Source organism: Bradyrhizobium erythrophlei (genome assembly GCF_900142985.1).
GTDB classification, from domain to species: Bacteria; Pseudomonadota; Alphaproteobacteria; order Rhizobiales; family Xanthobacteraceae; genus Bradyrhizobium; species Bradyrhizobium erythrophlei_B.
Genome location: NZ_LT670849.1, coordinates 1,732,217 through 1,755,577, shown reverse-complemented (window position 1 = coordinate 1,755,577; position 23,361 = coordinate 1,732,217). Strand labels below are relative to the sequence as shown.

The 23,361-nt window shown below is 62.3% G+C and carries 20 protein-coding genes and 1 other RNA gene; 7 read left to right on the top strand and 14 right to left on the bottom strand.

The window, feature by feature from the left end; translation table 11 throughout:
- Positions 1-288: 288 nt before the first annotated feature.
- The 8 genes from BUA38_RS08285 to tkt all read right to left on the bottom strand — a co-directional run bounded on the left by BUA38_RS08285 (position 289) and on the right by tkt (position 9,969).
- Positions 289-1,083 carry an inositol monophosphatase family protein gene (locus BUA38_RS08285; protein WP_072817500.1) on the bottom strand — a complete coding sequence of 265 codons (795 nt, stop codon included), beginning with the start codon at positions 1,081-1,083 and terminating at the stop codon, positions 289-291.
- Positions 1,084-1,168: 85 nt separating this feature from the next.
- Entirely contained in the window at positions 1,169-2,227 is a 1,059-nt protein-coding gene (locus tag BUA38_RS08280; protein WP_072817499.1) for a tetratricopeptide repeat protein, read from the bottom strand.
- The gene (locus tag BUA38_RS08275; RefSeq protein ID WP_072817498.1) at positions 2,224-2,904 is read right to left on the bottom strand and encodes a thiamine phosphate synthase; all 681 of its coding nucleotides are present in this window, start codon (positions 2,902-2,904) and stop codon (positions 2,224-2,226) included. The genes BUA38_RS08280 and BUA38_RS08275 overlap by 4 nt, the downstream gene beginning before the upstream one ends.
- Positions 2,905-2,906: 2 nt before the next feature.
- Complete coding sequence (locus tag BUA38_RS08270; RefSeq protein ID WP_072817497.1) at positions 2,907-3,947, bottom strand: class I fructose-bisphosphate aldolase; 1,041 nt, start codon at positions 3,945-3,947, stop codon at positions 2,907-2,909.
- 272 nt (positions 3,948-4,219) lie between these two features.
- Positions 4,220-5,287, bottom strand: coding sequence for a class II fructose-bisphosphate aldolase (fba, locus tag BUA38_RS08265; protein ID WP_072817496.1), 1,068 nt, complete (start codon positions 5,285-5,287; stop codon positions 4,220-4,222).
- 179 nt (positions 5,288-5,466) lie between these two features.
- Entirely contained in the window at positions 5,467-6,663 is a 1,197-nt protein-coding gene (locus BUA38_RS08260) for a phosphoglycerate kinase (protein WP_072817495.1), read from the bottom strand.
- A 130-nt stretch (positions 6,664-6,793) separates the two neighbouring features.
- Entirely contained in the window at positions 6,794-7,801 is a 1,008-nt protein-coding gene (gap, locus tag BUA38_RS08255; protein WP_072817494.1) for a type I glyceraldehyde-3-phosphate dehydrogenase, read from the bottom strand.
- Positions 7,802-7,983: 182 nt separating this feature from the next.
- Entirely contained in the window at positions 7,984-9,969 is a 1,986-nt protein-coding gene (gene tkt / locus BUA38_RS08250) for a transketolase (protein WP_072817493.1), read from the bottom strand.
- Between the two features lie 305 nt (positions 9,970-10,274).
- Between tkt and BUA38_RS08245 the strand changes: the two genes are divergently transcribed.
- A complete protein-coding gene (locus BUA38_RS08245; protein WP_072825942.1) occupies positions 10,275-10,595 on the top strand; it encodes a DUF4164 domain-containing protein in 321 nt (106 codons plus the stop codon).
- Positions 10,592-10,975, top strand: a complete 384-nt coding sequence (locus BUA38_RS08240; protein WP_072817492.1) for a cell division protein ZapA — start codon at positions 10,592-10,594, stop codon at positions 10,973-10,975. Before BUA38_RS08245 ends, BUA38_RS08240 begins: the two co-directional genes overlap by 4 nt.
- Positions 10,976-11,311: 336 nt before the next feature.
- On the opposite strand, the gene BUA38_RS08235 is transcribed toward BUA38_RS08240, so the two are convergent.
- Positions 11,312-12,223: a LysR family transcriptional regulator gene (locus BUA38_RS08235; RefSeq protein ID WP_072817491.1), complete on the bottom strand. Its 912-nt coding sequence runs from the start codon at positions 12,221-12,223 to the stop codon at positions 11,312-11,314.
- Between the two features lie 847 nt (positions 12,224-13,070).
- Between BUA38_RS08235 and BUA38_RS08230 the strand changes: the two genes are divergently transcribed.
- A complete protein-coding gene (locus BUA38_RS08230; RefSeq protein ID WP_072817490.1) occupies positions 13,071-13,943 on the top strand; it encodes a LysR family transcriptional regulator in 873 nt (290 codons plus the stop codon).
- Positions 13,944-13,972: 29 nt separating this feature from the next.
- Here the strand turns inward: BUA38_RS08230 and BUA38_RS08225 are convergent, their stop codons facing one another.
- Positions 13,973-14,941: a LysR family transcriptional regulator gene (locus BUA38_RS08225; protein ID WP_072817489.1), complete on the bottom strand. Its 969-nt coding sequence runs from the start codon at positions 14,939-14,941 to the stop codon at positions 13,973-13,975.
- Positions 14,942-15,039: 98 nt separating this feature from the next.
- Between BUA38_RS08225 and BUA38_RS08220 the strand changes: the two genes are divergently transcribed.
- The 4 genes from BUA38_RS08220 to BUA38_RS08205 all read left to right on the top strand — a co-directional run bounded on the left by BUA38_RS08220 (position 15,040) and on the right by BUA38_RS08205 (position 17,663).
- A complete protein-coding gene (locus tag BUA38_RS08220; RefSeq protein ID WP_072817488.1) occupies positions 15,040-15,669 on the top strand; it encodes a DUF1989 domain-containing protein in 630 nt (209 codons plus the stop codon).
- A 256-nt stretch (positions 15,670-15,925) separates the two neighbouring features.
- Positions 15,926-16,086, top strand: a non-coding RNA gene (gene ssrS, locus BUA38_RS08215) — 6S RNA.
- Positions 16,087-16,250: 164 nt separating this feature from the next.
- Complete coding sequence (locus BUA38_RS08210) at positions 16,251-16,829, top strand: 5-formyltetrahydrofolate cyclo-ligase (protein ID WP_072817487.1); 579 nt, start codon at positions 16,251-16,253, stop codon at positions 16,827-16,829.
- A 9-nt stretch (positions 16,830-16,838) separates the two neighbouring features.
- Positions 16,839-17,663, top strand: coding sequence for a TIGR00282 family metallophosphoesterase (locus BUA38_RS08205; protein ID WP_072817486.1), 825 nt, complete (start codon positions 16,839-16,841; stop codon positions 17,661-17,663).
- A gap of 64 nt (positions 17,664-17,727) precedes the next feature.
- Here BUA38_RS08205 and BUA38_RS08200 read toward each other — a convergent pair whose 3' ends face one another.
- The 4 genes from BUA38_RS08200 to BUA38_RS08185 form a co-directional block, all read right to left on the bottom strand.
- A complete protein-coding gene (locus tag BUA38_RS08200; RefSeq protein ID WP_244553215.1) occupies positions 17,728-19,497 on the bottom strand; it encodes a PQQ-dependent dehydrogenase, methanol/ethanol family in 1,770 nt (589 codons plus the stop codon).
- 41 nt (positions 19,498-19,538) lie between these two features.
- Positions 19,539-20,054, bottom strand: coding sequence for a ubiquinol-cytochrome c reductase iron-sulfur subunit (locus BUA38_RS08195; RefSeq protein WP_244553214.1), 516 nt, complete (start codon positions 20,052-20,054; stop codon positions 19,539-19,541).
- A 1,006-nt stretch (positions 20,055-21,060) separates the two neighbouring features.
- Positions 21,061-21,294, bottom strand: a complete 234-nt coding sequence (locus BUA38_RS08190) for a hypothetical protein (protein ID WP_072817484.1) — start codon at positions 21,292-21,294, stop codon at positions 21,061-21,063.
- Between the two features lie 119 nt (positions 21,295-21,413).
- Positions 21,414-23,171 carry a methyl-accepting chemotaxis protein gene (locus tag BUA38_RS08185; protein WP_072817483.1) on the bottom strand — a complete coding sequence of 586 codons (1,758 nt, stop codon included), beginning with the start codon at positions 23,169-23,171 and terminating at the stop codon, positions 21,414-21,416.
- Between the last annotated feature and the right edge of the window lie 190 nt (positions 23,172-23,361).

Sequence of the window (23,361 nt, the reverse complement as noted above, 5' to 3'; positions counted from 1 at the left end):
GGTTGCCTTCAACTCGCCTTTTGTCGCGGGGCAACGATTGTCCGCGGCTGTTGGTTCCACGTCACAGGTACGGCCGATGCGCCGCGTCGCACGCTAGTGAAGCGGCTCTGACGTTCCTTTCGGTTTCGCAGCAACCTCATCAAAGGAACGTCGGAGTCAAAGCTTCACTAGAATCATATGTTTGCTGGTGCCCCTTTGGTTCTGACATTCGTAAACGGACATGCCGCGACATGATACGAATGTCAGAACCGGGGCACTAGAGAGACAGAGATAAGGGCTGCCGCCCGATCAGGTCCCCAGCGGCTTCAGGATCTTGACGAGTTCGCCGTGAACGAATTCGTTGCCGCAGATCACATTGCGGGTGATGAGCGCGTCGTCATTGCCGGCGATGCCGGAGACCACGCCGCCGGCCTCGCGCACCATGATCTGGCCCGCCGCCATGTCCCAGGGTTGCAGGTTGCGTTCCCAATAACCGTCGAGGCGGCCGGCGGCGACAAAGGCCATGTCGAGCGAGGCCGCGCCGAATCGTCGAAGACCCGCCACCCGATTCTGGATTTCGGTCAATTCCTGGCGCGACTGTTCGTGATCGCCGCGCCCGATATGCGGCAATCCGCAGGCGACCACGCATTCGTTGAGCTTGCGCCTTCCAGCGACGCGCAGGCGCTGATCGTTGAGAAAGGCACCCTTGCCGCGCTCGGCGGTGTAGAGTTCGTCATTGGCGGGATTGTAGATCACGCCGGCGATCACCGTGCCCTCGCGCTGGAGCGCGATCGAGATCGCAAATTGCGGAATGCCGTGCAGGAAGTTGGTGGTGCCGTCGAGCGGATCGACGATCCAGGTATGGGTTTTGTCGGCGCCTTCGCGCTGTCCCCCTTCCTCGCCGATAAAGCCATAGCCGGGGCGGGCCTTGGAAAGATCGGTATAGAGCATCTCCTCAGCGCGCTTGTCGGCCAGACTGACGAAATTGGCCGGTCCCTTCAGCGACACCTGAAGATTTTCGATTTCGCCGAGGTCGCGGTTGAGGCTGCGGCCGGCGCGGCGCGCGGCCTTGACCATGACATTGAGGAGGGCTGATTGCAGCATGATTTAGGGAATTTCAATGAGAGGATGTCCGGTCGCCCGGCGAAAGAAACGGCAGGGATGTGCGTGCCCTGTGGCGCGGGGGCCGTCAAGGTCCTTTACCGCCGAGCCATTTGCGCACACCGGCCGCAGCCCTGGCCTTGTCCTCCGCGCTCAAGCCGGCGAGGGCCTGGTCGAGGTCGGGATCGCCCTTGCCGGCGGTCTTGGCGATGGTGTGCCACTTCAGCGCCTCGGCCTTGTCCATCGGAACGCCCTGGCCGCTCGCGAGCACCCGCGCCAAGCGGTTTTGCGCGATCGGACTGTTCTGCTTGGCCGCCTTTCGCAACAACGTGATCGCGGCGGCTTCGTTCTTTGACGTGCCGGTGCCGTTGAACAGCGCGATGGCATATTCGACCTCGGCATCGACGTTGCCCGCCAGTGAGGCCGCCTGAAGCAGCCGCGCCGCTTTCTCGGCGTCCTTCGGCACGCCGGTGCCTTCCTTGTAGAAGGTCGCGAGCGCGTATTGTGCTTCCGGATTACCGGCATCGGCCGCGACGCGCATCAATTCCGCCGCGCGCCTGACATCCTGCGGCAGCGTCTCGCCGCCGAGATACAGCAACGCCAGATTATAGGCCGCCTTGGGATTACCGAGCTTGGCCGAAGATGCCAGTAGCCTCGCCGCGTCCTCGCGATTGACCGGTCCGCCGCGGCCGGCGAGCCGCAGCATCGCGAGTTCGAACATCGCCTCGCGGTCGCCGGCATCGGCGCCGCGTTTGTACCATTCGGCCGCCTTGGCATCGTCGCGCTTGACGCCAAACCCGTTGGCGTAGAGCTCGCCAAGCATGGCCATCGCCTTGGGATCGCCTTTCTCCTGCGCGCGCTTGGTCGCGAGATCGAAGGAGGTCTTGTAGAGGCCGCGCTGATAGGCGCCATAGACGAGATCGGCGTTGGGATCGTCTGATGTCTCGACGGGCGCGGCTGTCGCGGCGGGCGGCGGGGCAGGCGTCGCTGCCGGCTTCTTGGCCGCGGGCCGGATCTTCGGGCTGGCGGGCGGCGGCGCGGCCGGCTTGTCCGGCGCGGCCGGTGGCGGGGCCAGCGAGACCTGCGCGAAGGCGTCCGCCGACCACATCACGGCTGCAAGTATCAGAAAGAGACGTAAGGTTCTCATGGCTGCGACGCTTCGGCTTTCGCTGAACCCGTGGCATGGGCTTTGCGGATCGCTTCCGAGGCCGCGCGTAAAGCGCGCACCGGGCCTTCGGGCGCGCTCCAGATGAAATCGCCGGCGAGTATGAAATCCGCACCGGCTGCCGTGAACGTCTCGACTTCTTCCAGCGCGCCGGCGAAGCCGACCGAAGGCAGTTCGAACAATTCGTCCCACCATTGCAAGCGATCGGCGATGGCTTCAGTCGACGGGCGTTGTCCGTGCTCGTCGGGTTCGCCAAACAACACGTAATCCGCGCCCCGTTCGCCCGCGGTCATCGAGTCGTGGCGCGTGGCGAGACCGCCGACGCCGGCGATGCGATCCGGCTTGAGCGTCGGCAACGCTTCCTCCAGCGCCGGGATGGCGGAAAGATGCGCGCCATCGGCACCGCCCCGCGCGACGAGATCAACGTGACCGTCGAGCAGCAACGCGGCGCCCGCGTCCTGGATGATCGGCGCCAGCGTCTTGATGCGCGACGTCAGCGTGCGCGGGTCGGAAGGTTGCAGCCGCAGCAAAACGGCGGCGACGTCGGCTTCCGCCAATACCGATGGCAGCATCTGCGCCAGGGCTTGGGGATCGTCGACCACGGGCGTCGCGAGGTAGAGACGCGGCAGGGGTCGTGGCGGAACAGTCTTGGAAGACAATGTTACGCCGCCTTCTTTTCGAGATCGGTGGTCCACCGGCCGGTAGAGGCCAGCGCATTCATATGCGCGCGATGGGTAAACGCCCGCTGTCCGGCCGCGACGTTTTCGGATTTTCCGGACCATGCCTTTTGTGGCGCGGCCTGGAGCGCGCGGCCGTAGGAGAAGGTGAGGCGCCAGGGCAGGTTGCCGATCGCATTCATCGCGTTGAGATGCGCGGTCGCCTCTTCGTCGGACTGTCCGCCGGACAGAAAGGCGATACCGGGCACCGCCGCAGGCACGCACGACTTCAGCAGACGGATGGTTTTCTCGGCCACTTCCTGCACGGAAGCCTGCTTTGCGGATTTCTTGCCGGATACCGCCATGTTGGGTTTCAGGATCATGCCCTCGAGCGCGACGCGCTGCACACGCAATTCCTGGAAGGTCTTGTTGAGAACGCGTTGCGTCACTTCATAGCAGCGGTCGATATCGTGATCGCCGTCCATCAACACTTCCGGCTCGACGATCGGCACGATTTGCGCGGCCTGACAAAGCGCAGCATAGCGCGCCAGGGCATGCGCGTTGACCCGGATCGCCGTCATCGAGGGAATGCGGTGGCCTCCGGTGCCCTGACCGATATCGATCACCGCGCGCCACTTCGCAAAGCGCGCGCCGCGGTCGTAATAATTTTTAAGCCGCTCGGCGAGCTTGTCGAGGCCAACGGTGACGAGTTCGCCCGGACAATTTGGTAAGCCTTGCGTGCCCTCGTCGACCTTGATGCCGGGAATCGAGCCGGCCTGCTCGATCAGTTTAACCAGCGGCGTGCCGTCTTTGGCGTTCTGGCAGATCGTCTCGTCATAAAGGATGACGCCGGAGATATAATGGCTCATCGCCTCTTTCGAACGGAACAGCATCTCGCGATAGTCGCGGCGGTTATCCTCGGTGGACTCCACCTTGATGGCGTCGAAGCGCTTCTTGATGGTGCCGGACGATTCGTCGGCGGCGAGAATGCCCTTGCCGGGCACGACCATGGCAACGGCGACTTTGTTGAGATCGGCGAGATTCATCGGAACGTCCTCCGGCGCTGCTTTTGGCGGCCAAAATAGACCCTTCTCGGGCAAAAGAGGAGGTTTACGTTGGTCGCAGGGGCTAGGCGTTAACCTTTGAAATTCGGTGTCATTCCGGGGCGAGGCGAAGCCTCGAGCCCGGAATCCATCGGGCCGCGGAGTTGGCCGAGAAATGGATTCCGGATCGCCGCTTTCACGGCGTCCGGAATGACGAAAGAGCTAAGGTACGCCGATCACGCCACCCTCGCGATCGCTTCGCGACGCGGGGATCGCTACGCGACGCGGGGGTCAAGCTCGCCCTTGGCGTAGCGCTTGGCCATCTCGGCCGTCGTCAAAACCTTCTTGATCTTGCTCGCCTGGCCTGCGGTGTTGAACTCCTGGAGCCGCTGCTTGCACAGCTTGGTCATCGCTTCCATCGCGGGCTTGAGATACTTGCGCGGGTCGAACTCTTCCGGATTGTCCGTCAGCACCTTGCGGATTTGTCCCGTCATCGCCATCCGGTTGTCGGTGTCGATGTTGATCTTGCGCACGCCGTTCTTGATGCCGCGCTGAATTTCGGCCACCGGCACGCCCCAGGTCGGCTTCATCTTGCCGCCATTGGCGTTGATGATATCCTGCAAGTCCTGCGGCACCGACGAGGAGCCGTGCATCACGAGATGCGTGTTCGGCAGCTTGCGGTGGATTTCCTCGATCACCTTCATGGCGAGAATGTCGCCGTCCGGCTTGCGCGTGAACTTGTAGGCGCCGTGCGAGGTGCCCATCGCGATCGCAAGCGCGTCGACCTTGGTCTCCTTGACGAACTTCACGGCTTCGTCCGGGTTGGTCAGAAGCTGGTCGTGCGACAGCTTGCCTTCGGCGCCGTGGCCGTCTTCCTTGTCGCCCATGCCGGTTTCGAGCGAGCCGAGCACGCCCAATTCGCCTTCCACCGAAATGCCGCCGAGATGCGCCATGTTGGTGACGGTTTTGGTGACACCGACATTGTAGTCCCAGTCGCCGGGCGTCTTGCCGTCCGCCTTCAGCGAGCCGTCCATCATGACCGAAGTGAAGCCGGACTGGATCGCGGTCATGCAGGTCGCGGGCTCGTTGCCGTGGTCGAGATGCACGCAGACCGGAATCTGCGGATATATCTCGGTGACCGCATCCATCATATGGCGGAGCATGACGTCGTTGGCGTAGGAGCGCGCGCCGCGCGAGGCCTGGATGATGACAGGCGCGTCCAGGGTGGACGCCGCGTCCATGATCGAAAGCGCCTGTTCCATGTTGTTGATGTTGAAGGCCGGCACGCCATAGTCGTGCTCCGCCGCGTGGTCGAGCAATTGACGCAACGTGATCCGTGCCATCGTGTTCTCCGCGTTGGGGCTGTTCGCCCGCGATTGTCCAAATCTGACTATCTTTCCTCGTGGTGAGGAGGCGCAACGCGCCGTCTCGAACCATGAGGCCCCGATACCAGCCTTGCGGCCTCATCCTTCGAGACGCTTGCTCGCGCAAGCTCCTCAGGATGAGGGGAAGGTGGCTCGGCCTAACCCTTCTTCAAAACTTCGACGCCGGGCAAGGGTTTCCCCTCCATCCATTCCAGGAAGGCGCCGCCTGCCGTCGAAACATAGCTGAAATCTCCGGCCACGCCTGCCTGATTAAGCGCCGCCACGGTGTCGCCGCCGCCGGCAACCGAGACCAGTTTCTTCGCTTTCGTGCGTTCGGCGGCATGGCGGGCCGCGACCATGGTGCCGCGGTCGAACGGCGTCATCTCGAACGCGCCGAGCGGACCGTTCCAGACCAGCGTTTTGGCGTCGTCGATGGCGGAATGAATCCGCACCGTCGATTGCGGCCCGACGTCGAGGATCATGCCGTCGGAGGGAATGGCGTCGAGGCCATAGGCGTGTGACGGCGAGTTGGCGGCAAAATGAAACGCCACCACGGCGTCGACGGGAAGGATGATCGCGCAATTGGCGGCCGTTGCCTTTTCCATGATCCTGAGCGCGGTCGAGGCGAGGTCCTTTTCGGCGAGTGACTTGCCGACGCCGACGCCCTGCGCGTGCAGGAAAGTGTTGGCCATGCCGCCGCCGATCACGAGCGCATCGACTTTGCTGACGAGGTTTTCGAGCAGATCGATCTTGGTCGACACCTTGGCGCCGCCGATGATCGCGATCACGGGCCGCGTCGGCGCTTCGAGCGCATTACCGAGCGCGTCGAGTTCGGCCTGCATGGTGCGTCCGGCATAGGCGGGCAGCTTGTGGCCGAGGCCTTCGGTCGAGGCGTGGGCGCGGTGCGCGGCCGAGAACGCATCGTTCACCCAGATGTCGCCGAGTTTGGCGAGCTCGGCGACGAAGGCCGGATCGTTCTTTTCTTCCTCTTTGTGGAAGCGGGTGTTTTCGAGACAAAGAATATCGCCGTCCTTCATCGCTGCGACGGCCTTGGCGGCGGGTTCGCCGATGCAGTCCTCGGCGAAGGCGACCGGTTTGTTGATCACATGGGACAGCGCGGCTGCCACGGGCTTGAGCGAATCCTTCGCGTCGCGGCCCTTGGGGCGGCCGAAATGCGCCAGCAGGATCACCTTGCCGCCCTTGTTCGCGATTTCGGTGATCGTCGGCGCGACGCGCTCGAGGCGGGTCGCGTCGGTGACGCGGCCCTGCTCCATGGGAACATTGAGGTCGACGCGCAGCAGCACGCGTTTGCCCTTTACGTCGACGTCATCGAGGGTGCGGAATGGTTTTGTCATGAGTTGCTCTCTTGTCCCGGGCGCAGCGCGGCGCGAAGCGACGCCGTGCAGAACCGGGACCTATGCTTGGTCCCGGATCAGCGATGCACCGCCGGAGCGCTGCATCGCGTCCGGGACACGAGAGTTGAAACTAAACCAGCTTGCCCATCGCGACGGCGGTGTCGGCCATGCGGTTGGAGAAGCCCCACTCGTTGTCGTACCAGGACATCACGCGCACGAAGTTGCCGTTCTGCACCTTGGTCTGGTCCATGTGGAACGTGGACGAGTGCGGATCGTGGTTGAAGTCGATCGAGACGTTCGGATGCGTGGTGTAGCCGAGGATGCCCTTGAGCTGCTGCTCCGAAGCGCGCTTCATCGCCTCATTGATCTCTTCCTTGGTGGTCTTGCGGGAAGCGACGACCTTGAAGTCGATCACCGAGACGTTCGGGGTCGGCACGCGGATCGAAACGCCGTCGAGCTTGCCGTTCAGTTCCGGCAGCACGAGGCCGATGGCTTTCGCTGCACCGGTCGAGGTCGGGATCATCGACATCGCCGCTGCGCGGCCGCGATAGAGATCCTTGTGCAGGGTATCCAGCGTCGGCTGGTCGCCGGTATAGGCGTGGATGGTGGTCATGAAGCCGGTTTCGATGCCGACGGTGTCGTGCAGCACCTTGGCGACCGGCGCGAGACAGTTGGTGGTGCAGGAGCCGTTGGAAACGACGAGATGCTCCTTGGTGAGCTTGTCGTGGTTGACGCCGTAGACGATCGTGGCGTCGGCGTTTTCTGCCGGAGCGGAGATCAGCACGCGCTTGGCGCCGGCGGTCAGATGTGCGGAGGCTTTATCCTTGGCGGTGAAGATGCCGGTGCATTCGAGCGCGATGTCGACGCCGAGCGCCTTCCAGGGCAGTTTCGAGGGATCGCGTTCGGCCGAAACCTTGATCTTGCCATTGCCGAGGCTGATCGAGTCGCCGTCCACCGTCACCGTACCGGGAAAGCGGCCGTGCACGGAGTCGAAGCGCAACAAATGCGCGTTGGTCTCGACCGGGCCGAGATCGTTGATGCCGACCACCTCGATATCCTTGCGGCCGGACTCGGCGATGGCGCGCAGCACGTTGCGGCCGATGCGGCCAAACCCGTTGATAGCGACCCGGACTGCCATGGCATTTCTCCTCTAATAGCCCTGCGCTTCCCCTCGGGCGGGTCCCGAGTGGAGGCTGACGGCGGTTCGCCCGGTTCGGCCGGGCGGGAACGGAAAAGATGATCTGTAACTAGACCTTTTTCCGAGCAAGCTCAACCGCGCGAGCGGCATGCCTCATCTGAATGCAGCTCCCGCAAGCGGGATTAACCCAGTCGCTTCAGAACTGCGTTAACGGCAGCCTCGGCAGTAATTCCGAAGTGCTTGTAAAGGTCCTTGGCCGGACCGCTTTCGCCGAAACCATGCATGCCGATAAAGACGCCATCGTGCCCGATCACGGCGTCCCAGCCCCAGCGAACGGCCGCTTCGATCGCAACCTTGACCGGGGCGTTGCCGATGATGGCCTTTTGCTTGTCCTCCGGCTGGGAGAGCAGCAATTCCAGCGAGGGCACCGAGACCACGCGCGCCGCGATACCGCGCCCGGCGAGTTCCTTCTGGGCGGCAACCGCGATCTCGACTTCGGAGCCCGAGGCGAACAGCGACACTTTTGCCTCGCCTGAAGCCGCGACCAGCTCGTAACCGCCATGGCTGCACGGATTGTCGGATGGTGCCGAGGTACGGAGCTGCGGCAGATTCTGGCGGGTCAACGCCAGCACCGTCGGTCCGTTGGTGCGGTTGAGCGCGAGTTCCCAGCATTCGGCAACCTCAACGGCGTCGCACGGGCGCAACACCCGCATGTTGGGTATCGCGCGCAACGCGGCGAGATGTTCGACCGGCTGGTGCGTCGGGCCGTCTTCGCCGAGGCCGATCGAGTCATGCGTCATCACATAGACTACGCCAGTTCCCATCAGCGCCGCGAGCCGCATAGCCGGCCGTGCATAGTCGGTGAATACGAGAAAGGTCGCGCCGTTCGGCGCGAACCCGCCATGCAGGAAGATGCCGTTCATGGCAGCAGCCATGCCGTGCTCGCGGATGCCGTAATGGATGAAGCGGCCCTTCGGCGTTTTCGCTCCAAAGGCTTGCGCATTTTTCGGCTTGTTGTTGTTGGAGCCGGTGAGGTCGGCGGAGCCGCCGACGAACTCCATCGGCATGGTTTCGGCGATCGCATCGATCGCAGCCTCGGAAGACTTGCGGGTCGCGATGTTGAGCGGATTCTCGAGAAGCTTCTTCTTGTGGTCGCGCAACGCCTTTGCCAGCGAGGCCGGCCGCTCGTGCCGCAACCTTCGCTCGAATTCGGCGCGCTTGCGCGGTCCCAACTCGCCATAGCGTGCATCCCAGTCGGCGTGCGCCGCAGCGCCACGGCTGCCCGCCGTGCGCCAGGCCTTCAGCACGTCGTCAGGCACCGAGAAAGGCTCGAGCGAAATGCCGAGCTTTTCCTTGGCGCCTTTCAGTTCGTCGGCCCCTAACGCCTCGCCATGGGCCTTGGCCGTGCCTGCCCTGGTGGGCGCGCCATAGCCGATGGTGGTCTTGCAGGCGATCAGCGACGGCTTGTTGGATTTTTGCGCGCGGGTGATTGCAGCCGCAATCGCCGCCTGGTCCTGGCCGTCGATCAATTCCGCCGCCCAGCCAGCGGACTTGAAGCGCTTCACCTGATCGACGGAGTCGGCGATGGAAGTGGGGCCGTCGATCGAAATGCCGTTGTCGTCGTAGAGCACGATCAGCTTGTTGAGCCGCCAGTGTCCGGCCATCGCGATCGCTTCCTGCGATACGCCCTCCATCAGGTCGCCGTCGGAGCAGAGCACATACGTATGATGGTCGACGATCTTCTTGCCGAATTCGGCGGCCAGCATCTTTTCCGCGAGCGCCATGCCGACCGAAGTCGCGATGCCCTGGCCGAGCGGACCGGTGGTGGTCTCGATGCCTTTGGTGCGGAAATTCTCGGGATGACCAGGCGTCAGCGAATCCACCTGGCGGAAGCGCTTGATCTGGTCGAGCGTCATTTCCTTGTTGCCCGTCAGATACAGCAACGCGTAGAGCAGCATCGAACCGTGGCCGGCCGACAACACGAAGCGGTCGCGATCCGGCCAGGTCGGGTCGGCTGCGTCGTATTTCAGAAACTGCGTGAACAGGACGGTGGCGATGTCGGCGGCGCCCATCGGCAGGCCCGGATGACCGGACTTCGCCTTCTCGACCGCGTCCATCGCAAGCCCCCGGATCGCATTGGCCATGCGGACGTGATCGACCTGCGTCATGATGAAATTCCGTCAGATAATGAGATGCTTGGGTGAACCTACGCGGTCAGCGTATGGGTGAGCCTGCACGGTCAGCGCATGCTCGGATGGAACCTGAATTCAGCGGTTGGGATATCACCTCAACTGCCAAAGTCAAAGGAAGTGCGGCGGATTTGCCACTTCAGTCACGCATTTCAACCGGCTTTGCGGTGCATAGTTCCGAAGCGGCGTTGCGCTCGCCTTGTTCGTTACGTAAGTTTCTCCTCCCAAGCGCTTGATTTTGCAAAAAGGCGTCGGGCGCTGCGGGGGGCCTGATGAGCGATGCCATGGACGATCAAACGGTCAACGGTTCGGGCCAACCCGAACAGGCTTTTGCGGACATCGAGACCGCGACGCGCCGCCTGATGGGCGCGCTCGAAGCGCTGGAGCGGGCGGTCGAACGCCGGCGCGAGGCCGACCGCGACGAGGACGAACTGGCGGCACGGATCCAGGCGCTGGGGGCCGATCGCGCGCGGCTTGCGGATGAGCTGGATGGATCGCTGGTGCGCTCGAAACGGCTCGAGCGCTCCAACCGCGAGATCGCCGAAAAGCTCGATGCCGCGATCGGCACCATCCGCGAGGTGCTGGAAGCCGGAGAGATTTCATGAGCCACATCAACGTCACCATCAACGGCCGGCAATACCGCATGGCCTGCGAGGAAGGGCAGGAGGTGCGGCTCTTGAAGCTCGCCGAGAGCCTGGAATCGCGGATCGAGAGCCTGCGCGGCAAGTTCGGCGAGATCGGCGACGCGCGGCTCACGGTGATGGCGGCGCTCACCGTGTGCGACGAATTGCAGGACGCGGGAAACCGCATCCGCGCGCTGGAGGACGAATTGATTGCGCTGCGCGACGTGCGCAGCGTCGCAGCCGATCGCGCCAAGGCAACGCAAAGCGCCGTCGCCAGCGCGCTCAACGCCGCCGCCGACCGCATCGAAAAAACCACGCAAGTGCTCAATCGCACGATTGGCGGTGGCGTCGCGATCGGGTGACGGGCAGCGGCGGTCTACATTGGCGAATAGCGAGGATGACGCAGCCAAACGCCTCGGCCTGAAAGATGTCCGCGATGCCTGCGGCTGCTTGACAAATTGAAGCGCGGCGAACTCGCGCCTGAATTGCATGGCTGATATTTCACCGGGCTATTACGGGTATCGGCGCCGGGAGCATTCGATCTATGCCCGCCACCATGGCCAAAACATCATGCCGCCCAGCGTGCCCGAAATGCGACATGCAAATGATCGCCACGTCGGAAATCAGAAACAGCAAGCAGATGTCTGCGCTGCGATCACGAGGAAATTCGCAAGGTCGAACAGTAGGACCGTTGCCGGTCAGGCCGTGCTCTTGAGAAGCTCGCTGCGGGCTTCCTTTGCGTCGTGCGACGACGAACCCTTGAAGAGCAGGGCGCGCAAGTGCTTGATCAGCGCAGCGGATCGTTGCGGGTCCAAGCCCGCTCGCTCGCACAGCAGCGTCCTGATCGGCGGAAGCGGCGGTAGGTAGTATTCCTTCGCGACGACCAGATCCGGCGGAACGTTTCGGCTGGGAACGGCCGTCAGGCCGATGCCTGCCTTCGCGGCGGCAAATCTGGCGTGGTTGTCCGGGGTGTTGAACACGATCTTGTAGGAAAGGCCGTGTTTGGTCAGCGTCGGAATGATCCAGTCGTTTTGCGGGTGGGTGAGGATCGGAATCGGCGCGCCGGGGCTCAGTACGAAATTTCTCGAGCGGATCCAGGCAACCGGCTCGACATATTCATCCGTGACCATCTGTTCGATGTCTGGATCGAGCCCCGCATTGTCGAAAATGCAGGCAACGTCGATATAGCCGTCGATCAGGCCTCTTCCGATCGCGCAGGAATGGTCGGCAAGGACAAGCACATCGGTCAGGGGATCCGGCAGTTTTTGTCCGACAAATGCCTCCACGAACAACGTGCTCAAGCCGAGCCGCAGCGTCGGCGGCCCGAAATTGTTGCCGCCAAGCCGAAGCAATTGATCGTTGGCTTCCATAATTTTCCGCGCTTGCTGGAGCGCCAGCTTGCCGAGCTCCGTGGTCGTCGTGCCGTTTGCACCCTTCACAAAAAGCGAGCCTCCTACGAGGCTCTGTAACCGTCTGACTTGTGAGCTGATGGCGGGTTGACTGAGGCCCAGCCGTTCGCCTGCCTTCGAGAGGCTTCCGGTTTCGGCGATGGCAATGACAGTACGCACTATTTCGATCGGAATAGTGAGGTGTTGATGTCGTCTTTGCATTGGAGAAGCCCCGAACTGATTGGTCAGGCTGAGGTTGATCCGGTTTGTTCAGTCTGCATTCGGTGGCAGACGCGGCGCTCGAAAGACGATCAGACTTTGGCGTTGCTCGTGCCAAGGTGGTATGTTTGTTGAATCACTACCATAACTACTTGCAACGTACTGCATCAAAGTTTTTGATCGCCTCATAAAACCAAATCTCCGTCAGCAATCTTCGACCATCTGTTCAATACCGATCGGCTGTGCGGGGCGCGACTGATCGGAATCTACAACCCGTATTTATACGGTCTTGGGATTCTGAGCCGGAGCGAGGCGTTCCGACATTCGAGAAATGATCCGCTTCCTTCAATGCCGGCGCGGGACAAGCGCTGTCGAGTTTGCGCTGCTGTTGCCGTTGTTTCTGATTCTCGTCTCGCGCGATCATCCATCACGGGCTTGAGCGGCGTTTTATGACGCTCATCATCGATTCTACCAAGCTGCCGTGCTCGCCAAGACCGACGCCGCGTCACCCGCGTCGGAATGTCGCGACCTCCCGAAGAAATACGGTACCGACCAGGGTTGATCCGCCATAAACTTGGACGACACGCCAATGGCGCTTGGCAAATTCGGCGCGTCCGTTCGCTGCCTTGGCCACGATCGGTGGCGTCGGGCTGTTATCAGGTGATCAAAAACATTGATGCGACAAAAGCCTATATTCTGGGTAGATGATCGATGTCATTCAACTTGTCGTAGCTACGGTTTTTTTGCTCCTCTAATGTTCTTATGGTTCACGAAGTCATTTTGCGGGTGAAGTCTCCTTGAAGATGAAAATGGAGCGATTGCCTTAAGTCAGCTTCGGAGGAAGCCTTTGATGAACAGGCGACACCAACACGTCAATATTCCAATCGAGATTGTTCGAACCGTCGTTGCCATCTCTGAGACCGGAAGCCTGTCGAAAGCGGGAGAGCGCCTCGGTTTGAGCCAGCCCGCGATCAGTTCGCAGGTCAAACGCCTGCAAAACCTGGTTGGCGGTTCGCTGTTTGTGAAAACCGCCAACGGCACCAAGACCACGGAGCTCGGCAAGCTTGCCTTGCAGCAAGCCCGTATCATCCTGGAAGCCAACGATCAGTTGTTGCGGCTTGGCGGCAATAATGTCGGTCCTGCGCCGCTGCGGCTTGGGTTGAGTACCCTGTTTATCGACGAGTTCATCAGGCATCAGCGGCCGGAAGTTCTGGCCGATGTCTTCATCCACACCGACGATTCCACGTCGGTCGGCAGGGGACTTGTCGAAGGCTATATCGACATTGCCTGCATTTACCGAAACCAGCGGCTGGATGCCGATGTCGACCAGATGGTCGTCAACGAACGCGAGGAGCCGCAGATCTGGGTGCGGGCGACGAATTTTACCCTTGCGCCGGGCAGCCCGCTCCCGATCCTGACCTTTCCCGGCGACGACTGGATGATTCCGACGCTGACCAGGCTCGGGATTTCCTACAAAATCGTGTTCAACAGCCTCGATTATCACGCGCGTTTGCGCGCCGTCGAGGCGGGACTCGGGCTCACCACGATTCCCCTGAGCAAGTTGCCTTCGACCCTCGTTCGGGCCGCAGAGGACTACTTGCCGGCGCTGCCGTCCGTCAAAGCCCTGCTGTGCGCGCGACTGGGGTTCGAGACGGAGAAGGCCTCAGAAATCATGCGAAGTCTTTCGACCCTTTTCTTCAAATCGGCTGACGCAAGCGGGTGAAGGGGCCGGGCTTTTGATCGCTCGCGCATCTATGACGCGTTCGGACGCCGGCCACGATGCGGTCGAGATTGTTTCGGCAGCAGGCCCTTTTGCCGATGCGAGCTTTCCGACCCCAGCGAGATCAGTTCCTGGACAAAAAGGTCGAGGATGGACGACGATCGCTTTTCGGTTCTCGTCGCCAAAAAGAATTTTGAGAAGATGCGAGGAATTTTTGGCGAAAGCGATCGCATCTCGCCTCTTCTTACCCAAGCCTCGGCATAGTGCTCCGGCAGGTAACCGAGATAGAGCCCGCTGAGCACGAGCATCGCCTGGGCTTCCATGCTCGAAACTGCGGCTTTCGCAATCGCGCCCGGCACGTGCTGCAATTCAAGGCCCTTGGCATAGGGCCTGATCGCAAACGGATGTTGTCCCACCGATTTAGGGTCGATCCGCGCGGGGCTCGCGCGAAACAGCGGATGAGAAGCGCCGCAATACAGGGATTGCGGCTCTTCCCTCAGCGGCGAAAAGCGCAAGCCCCGATAGGTCTGGGTCTCCGGGACGATCGCAACGTCAATTCCGCCGTTTCCAAGCTCCGAAATCAAAAGCTCCGGAGGCTTGATCTCGATGTTGATGGTGACGTCCGGTGCCTTCCGGCTCACGGCGGAGATGACGCGATGGATCGGCATGTCCGGATCGGTCACGGTGTTGTCGACCAGGCCGAGGCGCAATGTTCCGACCAGCCGGTTTCGCAAGCCCCCCACCGCGTCTTCAAAGGTACCGAGACCCAGAAACAGCAGCTTCGATTGGTCGTAGACGATGGCGCCGCGATCGGTCAGGCCGAAGCCGCTTCTACCCCGCCGGCAAAGCTGGAAGCCGAGCCGCTGCTCGAGCCCCTTGATGTGAAAGCTGACCGCGGACTGGCTTAAGCCCAGCGCAACCTGGGCGCCTAGGAAGCCCCGATGTTCGACAACGGAGCGAAAGACCGCGAGCGAAGTCAAATCCGAATTCGAAAGGTGCATGTTATATCAAAAATCCTGATGTGAGCTTTCACATATTACTATTTTTCGAAACTGAACGCGATGCTGCAATGCCGGAGCCAGAATGCAGGGAGAACGCCATGACTGCGGCCGCCGCGATTGCCCCAAACACCCTTGTTCGTCGCGAAATCGTCCCGGCGAAGGGACGATGGTCAGCGCGCCTGAAGCCGGGCCAGACGTTGAAGATGATCGATACCGAGGGGCAGCAGGCCATCGACTTCCTCTGCTACAGCGCCGAGCTTCCGCTCGACCGGATCAACATCCCGACGACGGTGCGGTTGAACAAATCGCTCTACATCACCAAAGGCTCGAAGATCTATTCGGAACGTGCGCGAACGATGATGTCGGTGCTCGAGGACACCTGCGGTTACCACGACACGCTTGCGGGCTGCTGTAGCTGCGAGATCGACAAGGTTCGTTACGGCGTCGACAAGACGGAAAGCTGCCGGACCAATTTCATCGCCGAGCTCGCCGGTTGGGGCATGTCGCCGTCGGAAATCGTCTCGAACATCAATTTCTTCATGAGGGTCAGGTTTTCCGCTGACGGCGAGCTGACGATCGCCGACGGCGTCTCAAAGCCAGGCGACTATGTGGTGTTGCGGGCCGAGATGCCGCTCATTGTCGTGATCTCGAATTGTCCGCAGGAAAACAATCCCGCGGCCGGATTTTCGCCGACCCCGGTGGAAGTCATCGTGAGCGAGGCTCCATAACAGCCAGAGCGGCGAACGCTGGCGACGGTAGTGGTCCGATTCTAACGTTCGCATCCCTTCTCGGCAGGCAATTTTGCGAACGTTAGAATCAAAGGACCACTAGCAAATATAGGCTTCTAGTGGAGTTTCGGATTTGACATTCGCTTTACGAGCTCGTGGCTAGGCGGGTAGCGAATGTCAAATCCACTCCACTAGGTACGGTGGACAGCGGCCGTCGCCGCTGGTTATTCCGCCACTTCGTTGTTACATTGGCTTTGCGAGGCTGCGTCGCGCGTCAGGAGCCATATATCCCCGGGGCCTTATCGATCCTTTAGGGAACTGTCCCTGGCCGGGTCCGTGGACCCGGACATATGGTGCCCACCTACTTTCGTAGGGAACTCCGGGATCGAGCGCTTCAACGGCGACCGCGGCCTCGCACTTTTATAAGTTATCGATTGTGAACCGTGGCGCGTCCTTCCGCCTACGTCATACCCCGCGAAGGCGGGGTATCCAGTACGCCGCGGCCGTACAGTTTAATGACGAATGCCTCCGGGTACTGGATCACCCGCTTTCGCGGGTGATGACATAGCGAGATTGGGCGCATGTCTGCACTTCCATCAAAGGGTGACTTGCGCAAAACCGCGCTCGATGCGCGCGATGCGATGGAAGTGGCGGCGCGCGCGGCGGCCAGCGAAAAACTCGGCGCGCGAGGGTTGCCGTTCGAGGTGGCTGCCGGCGCCGTTGTTTCCGGCTATTCGCCGATCCGCAGCGAACTCGATCCCGTACCGCTGATGCAGAAGCTGGCGGCGCAAGGCGCAAAACTCGCGCTGCCCGCCATTCTCGGGCGCGGCAAGTCGCTGGTCTTCCGCGCGTGGTTACCGGGCGATCGCCTGACGATGGGCCCGCTTGGCATTCTCGAGCCGTCGCCGGCTGCGGCCGGACTCATTCCCGACATCATGCTGGTGCCGCTTGCTGCCTTCGATGGCCTCGGCCATCGCATTGGTTACGGCGCCGGTCATTACGATTTTACGCTGGCGCACTTGCGCAAATTAAAGCCGATCACCGCTATCGGCCTCGCCTTCGCCGCCCAGGAAATCAAGGCCGTTCCTGCGCTGGCGCACGACGTGTCGCTCGATTATGTGCTAACGGAAAAGAAAGCGTTCGATTTTCGGAATCTTTAGGAGCCTTTATTGCGTATCTTGTTTGTCGGCGATGTGGTCGGCCGATCCGGACGCTCCGCAGTGTCCGAACATCTGCCCGGGATGATCCGCAACTGGTCGCTGGATCTCGTCGTCATCAACGGTGAGAACGCGGCTGGCGGCTTCGGCATCACTGAGGCGATCTATCAGGAATTGCTCGATGCCGGCGCGGATGCAATTACGCTCGGCAATCACGCCTGGGACCAGCGCGAGGCGCTGGTGTTCATCGAACGCGCGCCGCGTCTTATTCGTCCGGCGAATTTTCCGCCCGGCACGCCGGGCCGCGGGGCGGCGTTGATCGACACCAAAAGCGGCAAGCGCGCGCTTGTTGTCAACGCTATCGGCCGCGTGTTCATGACGCCGTTCGACGATCCCTTTGCTGCCCTCGCCCGCGAGCTCGCAGCCTGTCCGTTGCGGGAAGCTGCGGATGCGGTCGTGGTCGATTTTCACGGCGAGGCCTCGAGCGAAAAGCAGGCGATCGGCTATTTCTGCGACGGCCGCGCCAGCCTCGTGGTCGGCACCCACACCCATGTGCCTACCGCCGATCACCAGATTCTTTCCGGCGGCACCGCCTATATGACCGACGCCGGCATGACCGGCGACTACGATTCGATCATCGGCATGCAGAAGGACGAGCCGATCCGGCGCTTCACGTCGGGCATTCCGGCCGCGCGCTTCGAGCCTGCGCTTGGCGTCGCAACATTGAGCGGCATCGCGGTCGAGACTGACGATGCGACGGGGCTCGCGGTGAAGGTCGCAGCCGTTCGAACGGGCGGACGGCTTTCGCCGGCGCTGCCAGAGTTCTGGGTGGCCTGACGGCTGCTACCGTCGGCGGGTTCTGACCGCGGGATGCATCCCGCGGCCAGTTGTTGATGACAGGTCAATTCACCGCGAAGACATAGATGGCGCCGCCGGGCGGCACGTCCGGATATCTGCCCGGGAAGGTCTGGTTCAACCTGCCCTGCATGCGGGCCGCATCGACGCCCCAGCCCGTCTGCACGGCAATGTACTGCTTGCCGTCCACCTCAAACGACACGGGAACGCCGTTAACCCCCGAGATCGTGGGATACTGCCACAGGATCTTTCCGGTCTTCGCGTCGAAGGCGCGGAACAAGCGGTCGTTGGTGCCGCCGGAGAACAGCACGTCACCACCGGTCGCGAGGATCGGCCCCCAGTTCTCCGATGGCAGGTTGGTGGTCCAGGCACGCTTGCCGGTGTCGAGATCCCATGCCTGCACCTCGCCGATGTGATCCGCGCCGGCGCGTATCCGCAGCACGTTGGTGGTGACGCCGGTGTAGCGTTCTCCGACCACGTATTTCGGCACTTCCGTCGTCAGCTCGGTGCAGAGGTTTTCGTTCGCCGGGATGTACAAGAGCCGCGTCTTCGGACTGTACGCTGCCGGCGGCCAATCCTTCCCGCCCCACGTGCCGGGGCAGAACAAGGTCATCCTGCCGGTCGCCGGCTTGTGTTCGGGATCGACGATGGGCCGCCCGGTCTGCGGATCGACGCCCTTGAAGACGTTGTGGCTGACGAAATTCTGCGCCGTGATGAAGTTGATCTTTCCATCCGTGCGCTCGAGTTGCCACAGGTAGCCATTCCGGGCGACGTCGACGAGGCCCTTCACGGTCTTGTCGCCGTGCTTGTAGTCGACGATGATCGGCGGCGAGACCTCGTCCCAGTCCCAAGAGTCATTCTGGTGATACTGGAAGTGTCCCTTGATCGACCCGCTCTTGCCGTCGAGAGCGACGACCGACGAGGTATAGAGATTGTCGCCCGGGCGCTGATCGCCCATCCACGGCCCGCCGTTTCCGGTGCCCCAGTACGAGAGATTGGTCTCCGGATCGTAGGTTGCCGGCACCCAGACCGATGCGCCACCAGTCTTCCACTGATCGCCGTTCGGCCACGTCTCGCTACCGGGCTGACCGGGCTCCGGCACCATGAAGGTACGCCAGGCTTCCTTGCCGGTCTCGGCGTCGTACGCGGCCACGAAGCCGCGGATACCGAGTTCACCGCCCGACGTTCCCATGATGACCTTGCCGTCGGCGACGAGCGGCATGATCGAGGTGTAGTAGCCCTTGCGATAGTCAGCGACCTTCGCGGTCCAGGTTTCCTTGCCGGTCTTCGCGTCGAGCGCCACCAGCGTGGTGTCTGCCGATGCGAAGTAGACCTTGTCGCCGTAAAGCCCGACGCCGCGGCTGGTCGGGTGCAGGTTCACGAGATCTTCCGGCAGCGGGCGCTTGTAGCGCCACAGCAACGTTCCGGTCTTCGCCTCGATGGCGATCACCTGGTTGCCGGGGGTTGCGACGAACATCACGCCGTTGTTGACGATGGGCGGCGCCTGGTGTCCCTCGACCTGGCCGGTGGCGAAACTCCACACGAGTTGGAGACGACCGGCGTTCTCCGGCGTGATCTGGGCGAGCGGGCTGTAACCCCATCCGTCATAGGTGCGCCGAAACAGCAGCCAGTTCGAATCTTCAGGCTTGCGCAACCGATCCGCGGTGACCGGCGAATAGTTCTGCAGCACCTGAGGCAATGGCGCCGGACCCGGGGGCGATGCCATCATTTCTTGCGCCGATCCGTTTGCGAGACCGGCAGCTGTGATCACCGCAACGGCTGAAATGCCGTGCAGCCAGCTCTTCCATCGAGACATGAACTCCTCCCTGCGAATTATTTTTATTTGGAATTCATCGATCAGGACGATACGACACCGAGCCTCCCGATGAATGGCTTGGCCACGGCAAGCTTGCCATCGACAATCTTGAGCGGAAGCGACGCCAGTGCGCGCGGGGCCGGTCCATCCACGATCGCTGCCGCCTCGCGCGGATTGTAGCGAGAATTGTGGCACGGACACTCGAGCATGAGTTGATCCGCCTGCCAGCCGGTAACTTCGCAGCCCGCATGCGGGCAGATCGCCGAATATCCGACAACGCCATCGGCGGCGCGCCCCTGCGTCGGCTGTTCGAGCGTCGCCGGATCGAGGCGGACCAGCAGCACCTTGTTGAGGCGCGATCCGTCGCGGACTGTTTTCGTGGCCGGATCCATCGGCCAGGCGATCAGCTGCGGAGCCGAGATATCACCTGGTCCGAGGGGTGTCGGAGGGCCATCGGCGCCAACCAGAAAGTCGCCTTCCTGAGGCCGCTCGTCGGCCGGCTCGGCCGCAGCCGGCAAAGCGGACGCGGCCAGCACGGCCGATGCCAGCAGCAACACATCGCGTCGGCTCGTTACGCCATCATCCGTCTTGCAACGGCACGAACAACCGCACGCCTGATCAGGATCGCTGTCAGCCGCCACGCCTCCCCGCTTTCTCCCGGCACGTGGACTGGCCGAGTTGCTGTTTTGACGGCGCGTTGCACCGAGCCCGCAAGGATCGTTGCCATTCCGCACCCCGTCAAGCGCACAAGCAGCGGAGCAGGTTCGCATTTTCGCCCGGCCCGCGAAATCGCCGCGTCCGGAGCTTGGATGATGGATTTATGAATAGACGCCTCGACCGAACGCGCGTGACGCAGCCGAGTCAGCTGCGCTGATTTGCCCGTCGGGCAATTTTGCAAAATCCTTGTCCAGCCCTTTCAGCAAAAATAATTCGCTTCGCCGATCGCTAGAAGCAGCACTATTGATTCCGCTGTCTCGCGCCCACAGGGGCGTATCGCGATCGTCACGGACGTTGGGCGCGGGATGCGGTGGACGCTTTTGGCGCGCAAGACGAATGCGCCAACAAGCGGACGGCGAAGCCGTGTGGTCCTGACGCCCCGACGCTGGCGTTCAACTCGCGATGATGCTGCGCATCACGCGGGGATGGTGACAACAAAGCCCGGCTCACCAGGGAGAGCGCGGAATAAGCCGTTAAAACCATTGCGCAGGAAACGCCGGGTGATCCCGGCCGAACCTGTGGTGACTTGCTCGTGTGCTTCTTATTTTTGCACGCGAGGCTGCGGGTGCGGCTGCGCACCCGGCGTTTCCTGCGCCCTCTGTTTGGGGGAGAGGTCATGCAAACTCGGGCGCGCTGGCGTCGCGGGAGTGCGCAGCTGTGACCGTTATTTTGTTTGCGGCCATCCTTCGAGACGCCGCTTCGCGGCTCCTCAGGATGAGGTCGCGACAAGCGATGAAACTTGAACCTCATGGTGAGGAGCGCGGCAACGCCGCGCGTCTCGAACCACGAGGCCCGGATGTCGCAGCTGTTTGACAGGTGAACCAGAAGCGAACGGGCTGCCCAGGCCTAGAAGCCGAAGAATTCCTCGCGCAGCGCGTCCTCGTATTTCGCCTTGGCGTCCTTGACGACGCTGCGCAGTTCGTCCTCCTCGAAATGCGCCTGCTCCCAACTGTCGACTTCGGCGACCGTATGGTTGACCGATGCGAGCGCCTCTTCCTTGCGAATGGCGGCGATCCAGTTTTCCACCGCGGCCTTGTAGTCAGCTTGCAGTTTGTCGAGTTCGGGATGCTCTCCGGCCATCGCAGCCTTCCTCCGCTTGTCAGGAGTGGCGGCTTATAGGAGGCGCAGATGAACGGACGACGACAGCGGAACCGCCGATCGGGCGACACATGTGGAAAGCGGAGTGCGTGCGGCTCGCCTTAGAGCTTATAGGCGGTGCGGAAGCCGCCCCAGTGCCTGCCCCTGACGCGGATCGGCACGTCGATCTCGCGCATCATGACCGTGTTGCCGTTACCCATGTCGCGGGCATAGCTCTGGATCAGGTAGGTGCGCTGGTTGCGGCCTGCGGCAAGTCCGGCTGTGTCGTTGAAGATGCGGCGATTGCGGCTATGCGCTGTGTTCCAGGCGACGTCGCCTGCGCGCTGCGGATGCGAATAGACCTTGTTGTGCACCGGCAGGTAGCCGTTGCGATCGATCGCGACACAGAACACCATGCGCGGGTCTTTGGCGAGGAATTCCTCCTGGAACGGCGGCAGCGCGCGATCGGCCCAGTCGAGGATGCGGGTGCGGTGCTGCACTGGATTGGAGCCGGGGATTTCGACGTAATCCGTATCGAAAAGCGCCTCCATCGAGACCGCGCCGCTTGCGAGGCCGTGTTCGAACATCTTGTTGAGCTGCGCGCCGGCTTCCATGGCGCGGGTGACGAATTCGGTGTTCTCGTCGTGGATCGACCAGAGCTTGTCTTCGATTTTTTCGACCAAAGCGGCGTCGTTGGTCATGAAGGTCGCCTGGACGCCGGCGGCCGATCGCTCGCCGCTTCGGATCTTGCAGGCGCCGATGCCTTCGATGGTGGCGCTGAGCATCTGGTTGAGCGGCACCCTGGCCGCATCAGTTCCGCCGATCAGGATGTTCTCAAGCGAAATCTCGTAGACCTGCGCCGCGATGCGGCCTTGCGCGGCGTCGATCTCGAGCCTCAGGTTGCACGGCAATCGCTCGTCTTTTCTGCGGTCGGCGCGCATGTCGGTGCCGAGCAGCACCGCGCAGCGGGTCTTGAGCTTCTGGGCGAAGATGGTGACGGCCTTGCCGGCATTGGCGACGTGTTCGCGATGCGTCTCGGCCTCTTTCACGGCGTGGTCGATTTCGGTCGCGCTGTCGCCGACGGAAGCGATGAAGTTCGAGGCGGTCGCGACGTTCTCGGTCATCGCGCTGGTGGTCTCGTTCTGCTCGGCCACCGCGCCGTTGACGTTCTCGAACACCGGACGGATCGCCTGGATCGCCTGCGAAATCCGGTGCACGGCCTCCACGGACCCGGCCGCGTCCCGTTGCAGCGCGTCTATTTTTTTCTTGATCTCCTCGGTCGCGTCCTGCGTTTGCACCGCGAGCGCCTTGACCTCGGAAGCGACCACCGCGAAGCCGCGTCCGGCACTGCCCGCGCGGGCGGCTTCGATCGTGGAGTTGAGCGCCAGCAGCGTCGTTTGCCGCGCGATCTGTGCGATCAGGTTGACGACATTGCCGATCGCCGCGGAAGACTCTTTCAGCCGGTCGACATTGAGACTCGCATCGTGAGCGGCGGCGCTCGCTTCGTCGGCAAGCTTGCCCGCATCGCGAACCTGCGATCCGATACCCTCGGCGGAGTCGGAAAACTTGTCGGCCGCCTGCGAAAAAATCGCGGCCGTGCTCTGGGCCTCGCTCGAGCGCACGCTGAGCGCATCGGTGCGCCGGCGGACGGCGGCAAGCGTGGTCGCGGTCGCCTCCGCGCCGCCGGCAACGGAAGTTGCCGCGCGCTCCAACTGGCGAATCATGCCGCCGAGTTCGATTTCGAGCAGTTCGAGAATGGCCTCGGTCGATTCGGCGGCGGAATTGTCCGCAGCCTCCGCGACCTGGGCCGGCTTCGCCTCGGAGACGGCGGCAGGCGCAGGGGAGGGCGGCGTGGCTTTCCGGAACAATCCAATCGCCATTCGGTGTCTCTGACGTCAGGTGGTCGGCGGCGATGGTCCCACGGCGTCGTGAAGTGATGGTTAACAAATGCCTGATTTGTTGGCAGTTTCTGCCGCCCTCGGCCCCGCAACGCAGCTAAACCTTTGATTTCAGCGAGTTAGAGGCCTATAAGGCCGCGCTTTCCATCCAAATCACGCTTCGACTTCCGAA

Coding starts and splice junctions, on each gene's coding strand:
- BUA38_RS08240 (WP_072817492.1), top strand. CDS start 10,592: ATGAGCCACATCAACGTCACCATCAACGGCCGGCAATACCGCATGGCC.
- BUA38_RS08210 (WP_072817487.1), top strand. CDS start 16,251: ATGTCTGCACTTCCATCAAAGGGTGACTTGCGCAAAACCGCGCTCGAT.
- tkt (WP_072817493.1), bottom strand. CDS start 9,969: ATGACGCAGGTCGATCACGTCCGCATGGCCAATGCGATCCGGGGGCTT.
- BUA38_RS08200 (WP_244553215.1), bottom strand. CDS start 19,497: ATGTCTCGATGGAAGAGCTGGCTGCACGGCATTTCAGCCGTTGCGGTG.
- BUA38_RS08285 (WP_072817500.1), bottom strand. CDS start 1,083: ATGCTGCAATCAGCCCTCCTCAATGTCATGGTCAAGGCCGCGCGCCGC.
- BUA38_RS08225 (WP_072817489.1), bottom strand. CDS start 14,941: ATGCACCTTTCGAATTCGGATTTGACTTCGCTCGCGGTCTTTCGCTCC.
- BUA38_RS08185 (WP_072817483.1), bottom strand. CDS start 23,171: ATGGCGATTGGATTGTTCCGGAAAGCCACGCCGCCCTCCCCTGCGCCT.
- gap (WP_072817494.1), bottom strand. CDS start 7,801: ATGGCAGTCCGGGTCGCTATCAACGGGTTTGGCCGCATCGGCCGCAAC.
- BUA38_RS08270 (WP_072817497.1), bottom strand. CDS start 3,947: ATGAATCTCGCCGATCTCAACAAAGTCGCCGTTGCCATGGTCGTGCCC.
- BUA38_RS08230 (WP_072817490.1), top strand. CDS start 13,071: ATGAACAGGCGACACCAACACGTCAATATTCCAATCGAGATTGTTCGA.
- BUA38_RS08235 (WP_072817491.1), bottom strand. CDS start 12,223: ATGCAAAGACGACATCAACACCTCACTATTCCGATCGAAATAGTGCGT.
- BUA38_RS08190 (WP_072817484.1), bottom strand. CDS start 21,294: ATGGCCGGAGAGCATCCCGAACTCGACAAACTGCAAGCTGACTACAAG.
- BUA38_RS08220 (WP_072817488.1), top strand. CDS start 15,040: ATGACTGCGGCCGCCGCGATTGCCCCAAACACCCTTGTTCGTCGCGAA.
- BUA38_RS08245 (WP_072825942.1), top strand. CDS start 10,275: ATGGACGATCAAACGGTCAACGGTTCGGGCCAACCCGAACAGGCTTTT.
- BUA38_RS08260 (WP_072817495.1), bottom strand. CDS start 6,663: ATGACAAAACCATTCCGCACCCTCGATGACGTCGACGTAAAGGGCAAA.
- BUA38_RS08280 (WP_072817499.1), bottom strand. CDS start 2,227: ATGAGAACCTTACGTCTCTTTCTGATACTTGCAGCCGTGATGTGGTCG.
- fba (WP_072817496.1), bottom strand. CDS start 5,287: ATGGCACGGATCACGTTGCGTCAATTGCTCGACCACGCGGCGGAGCAC.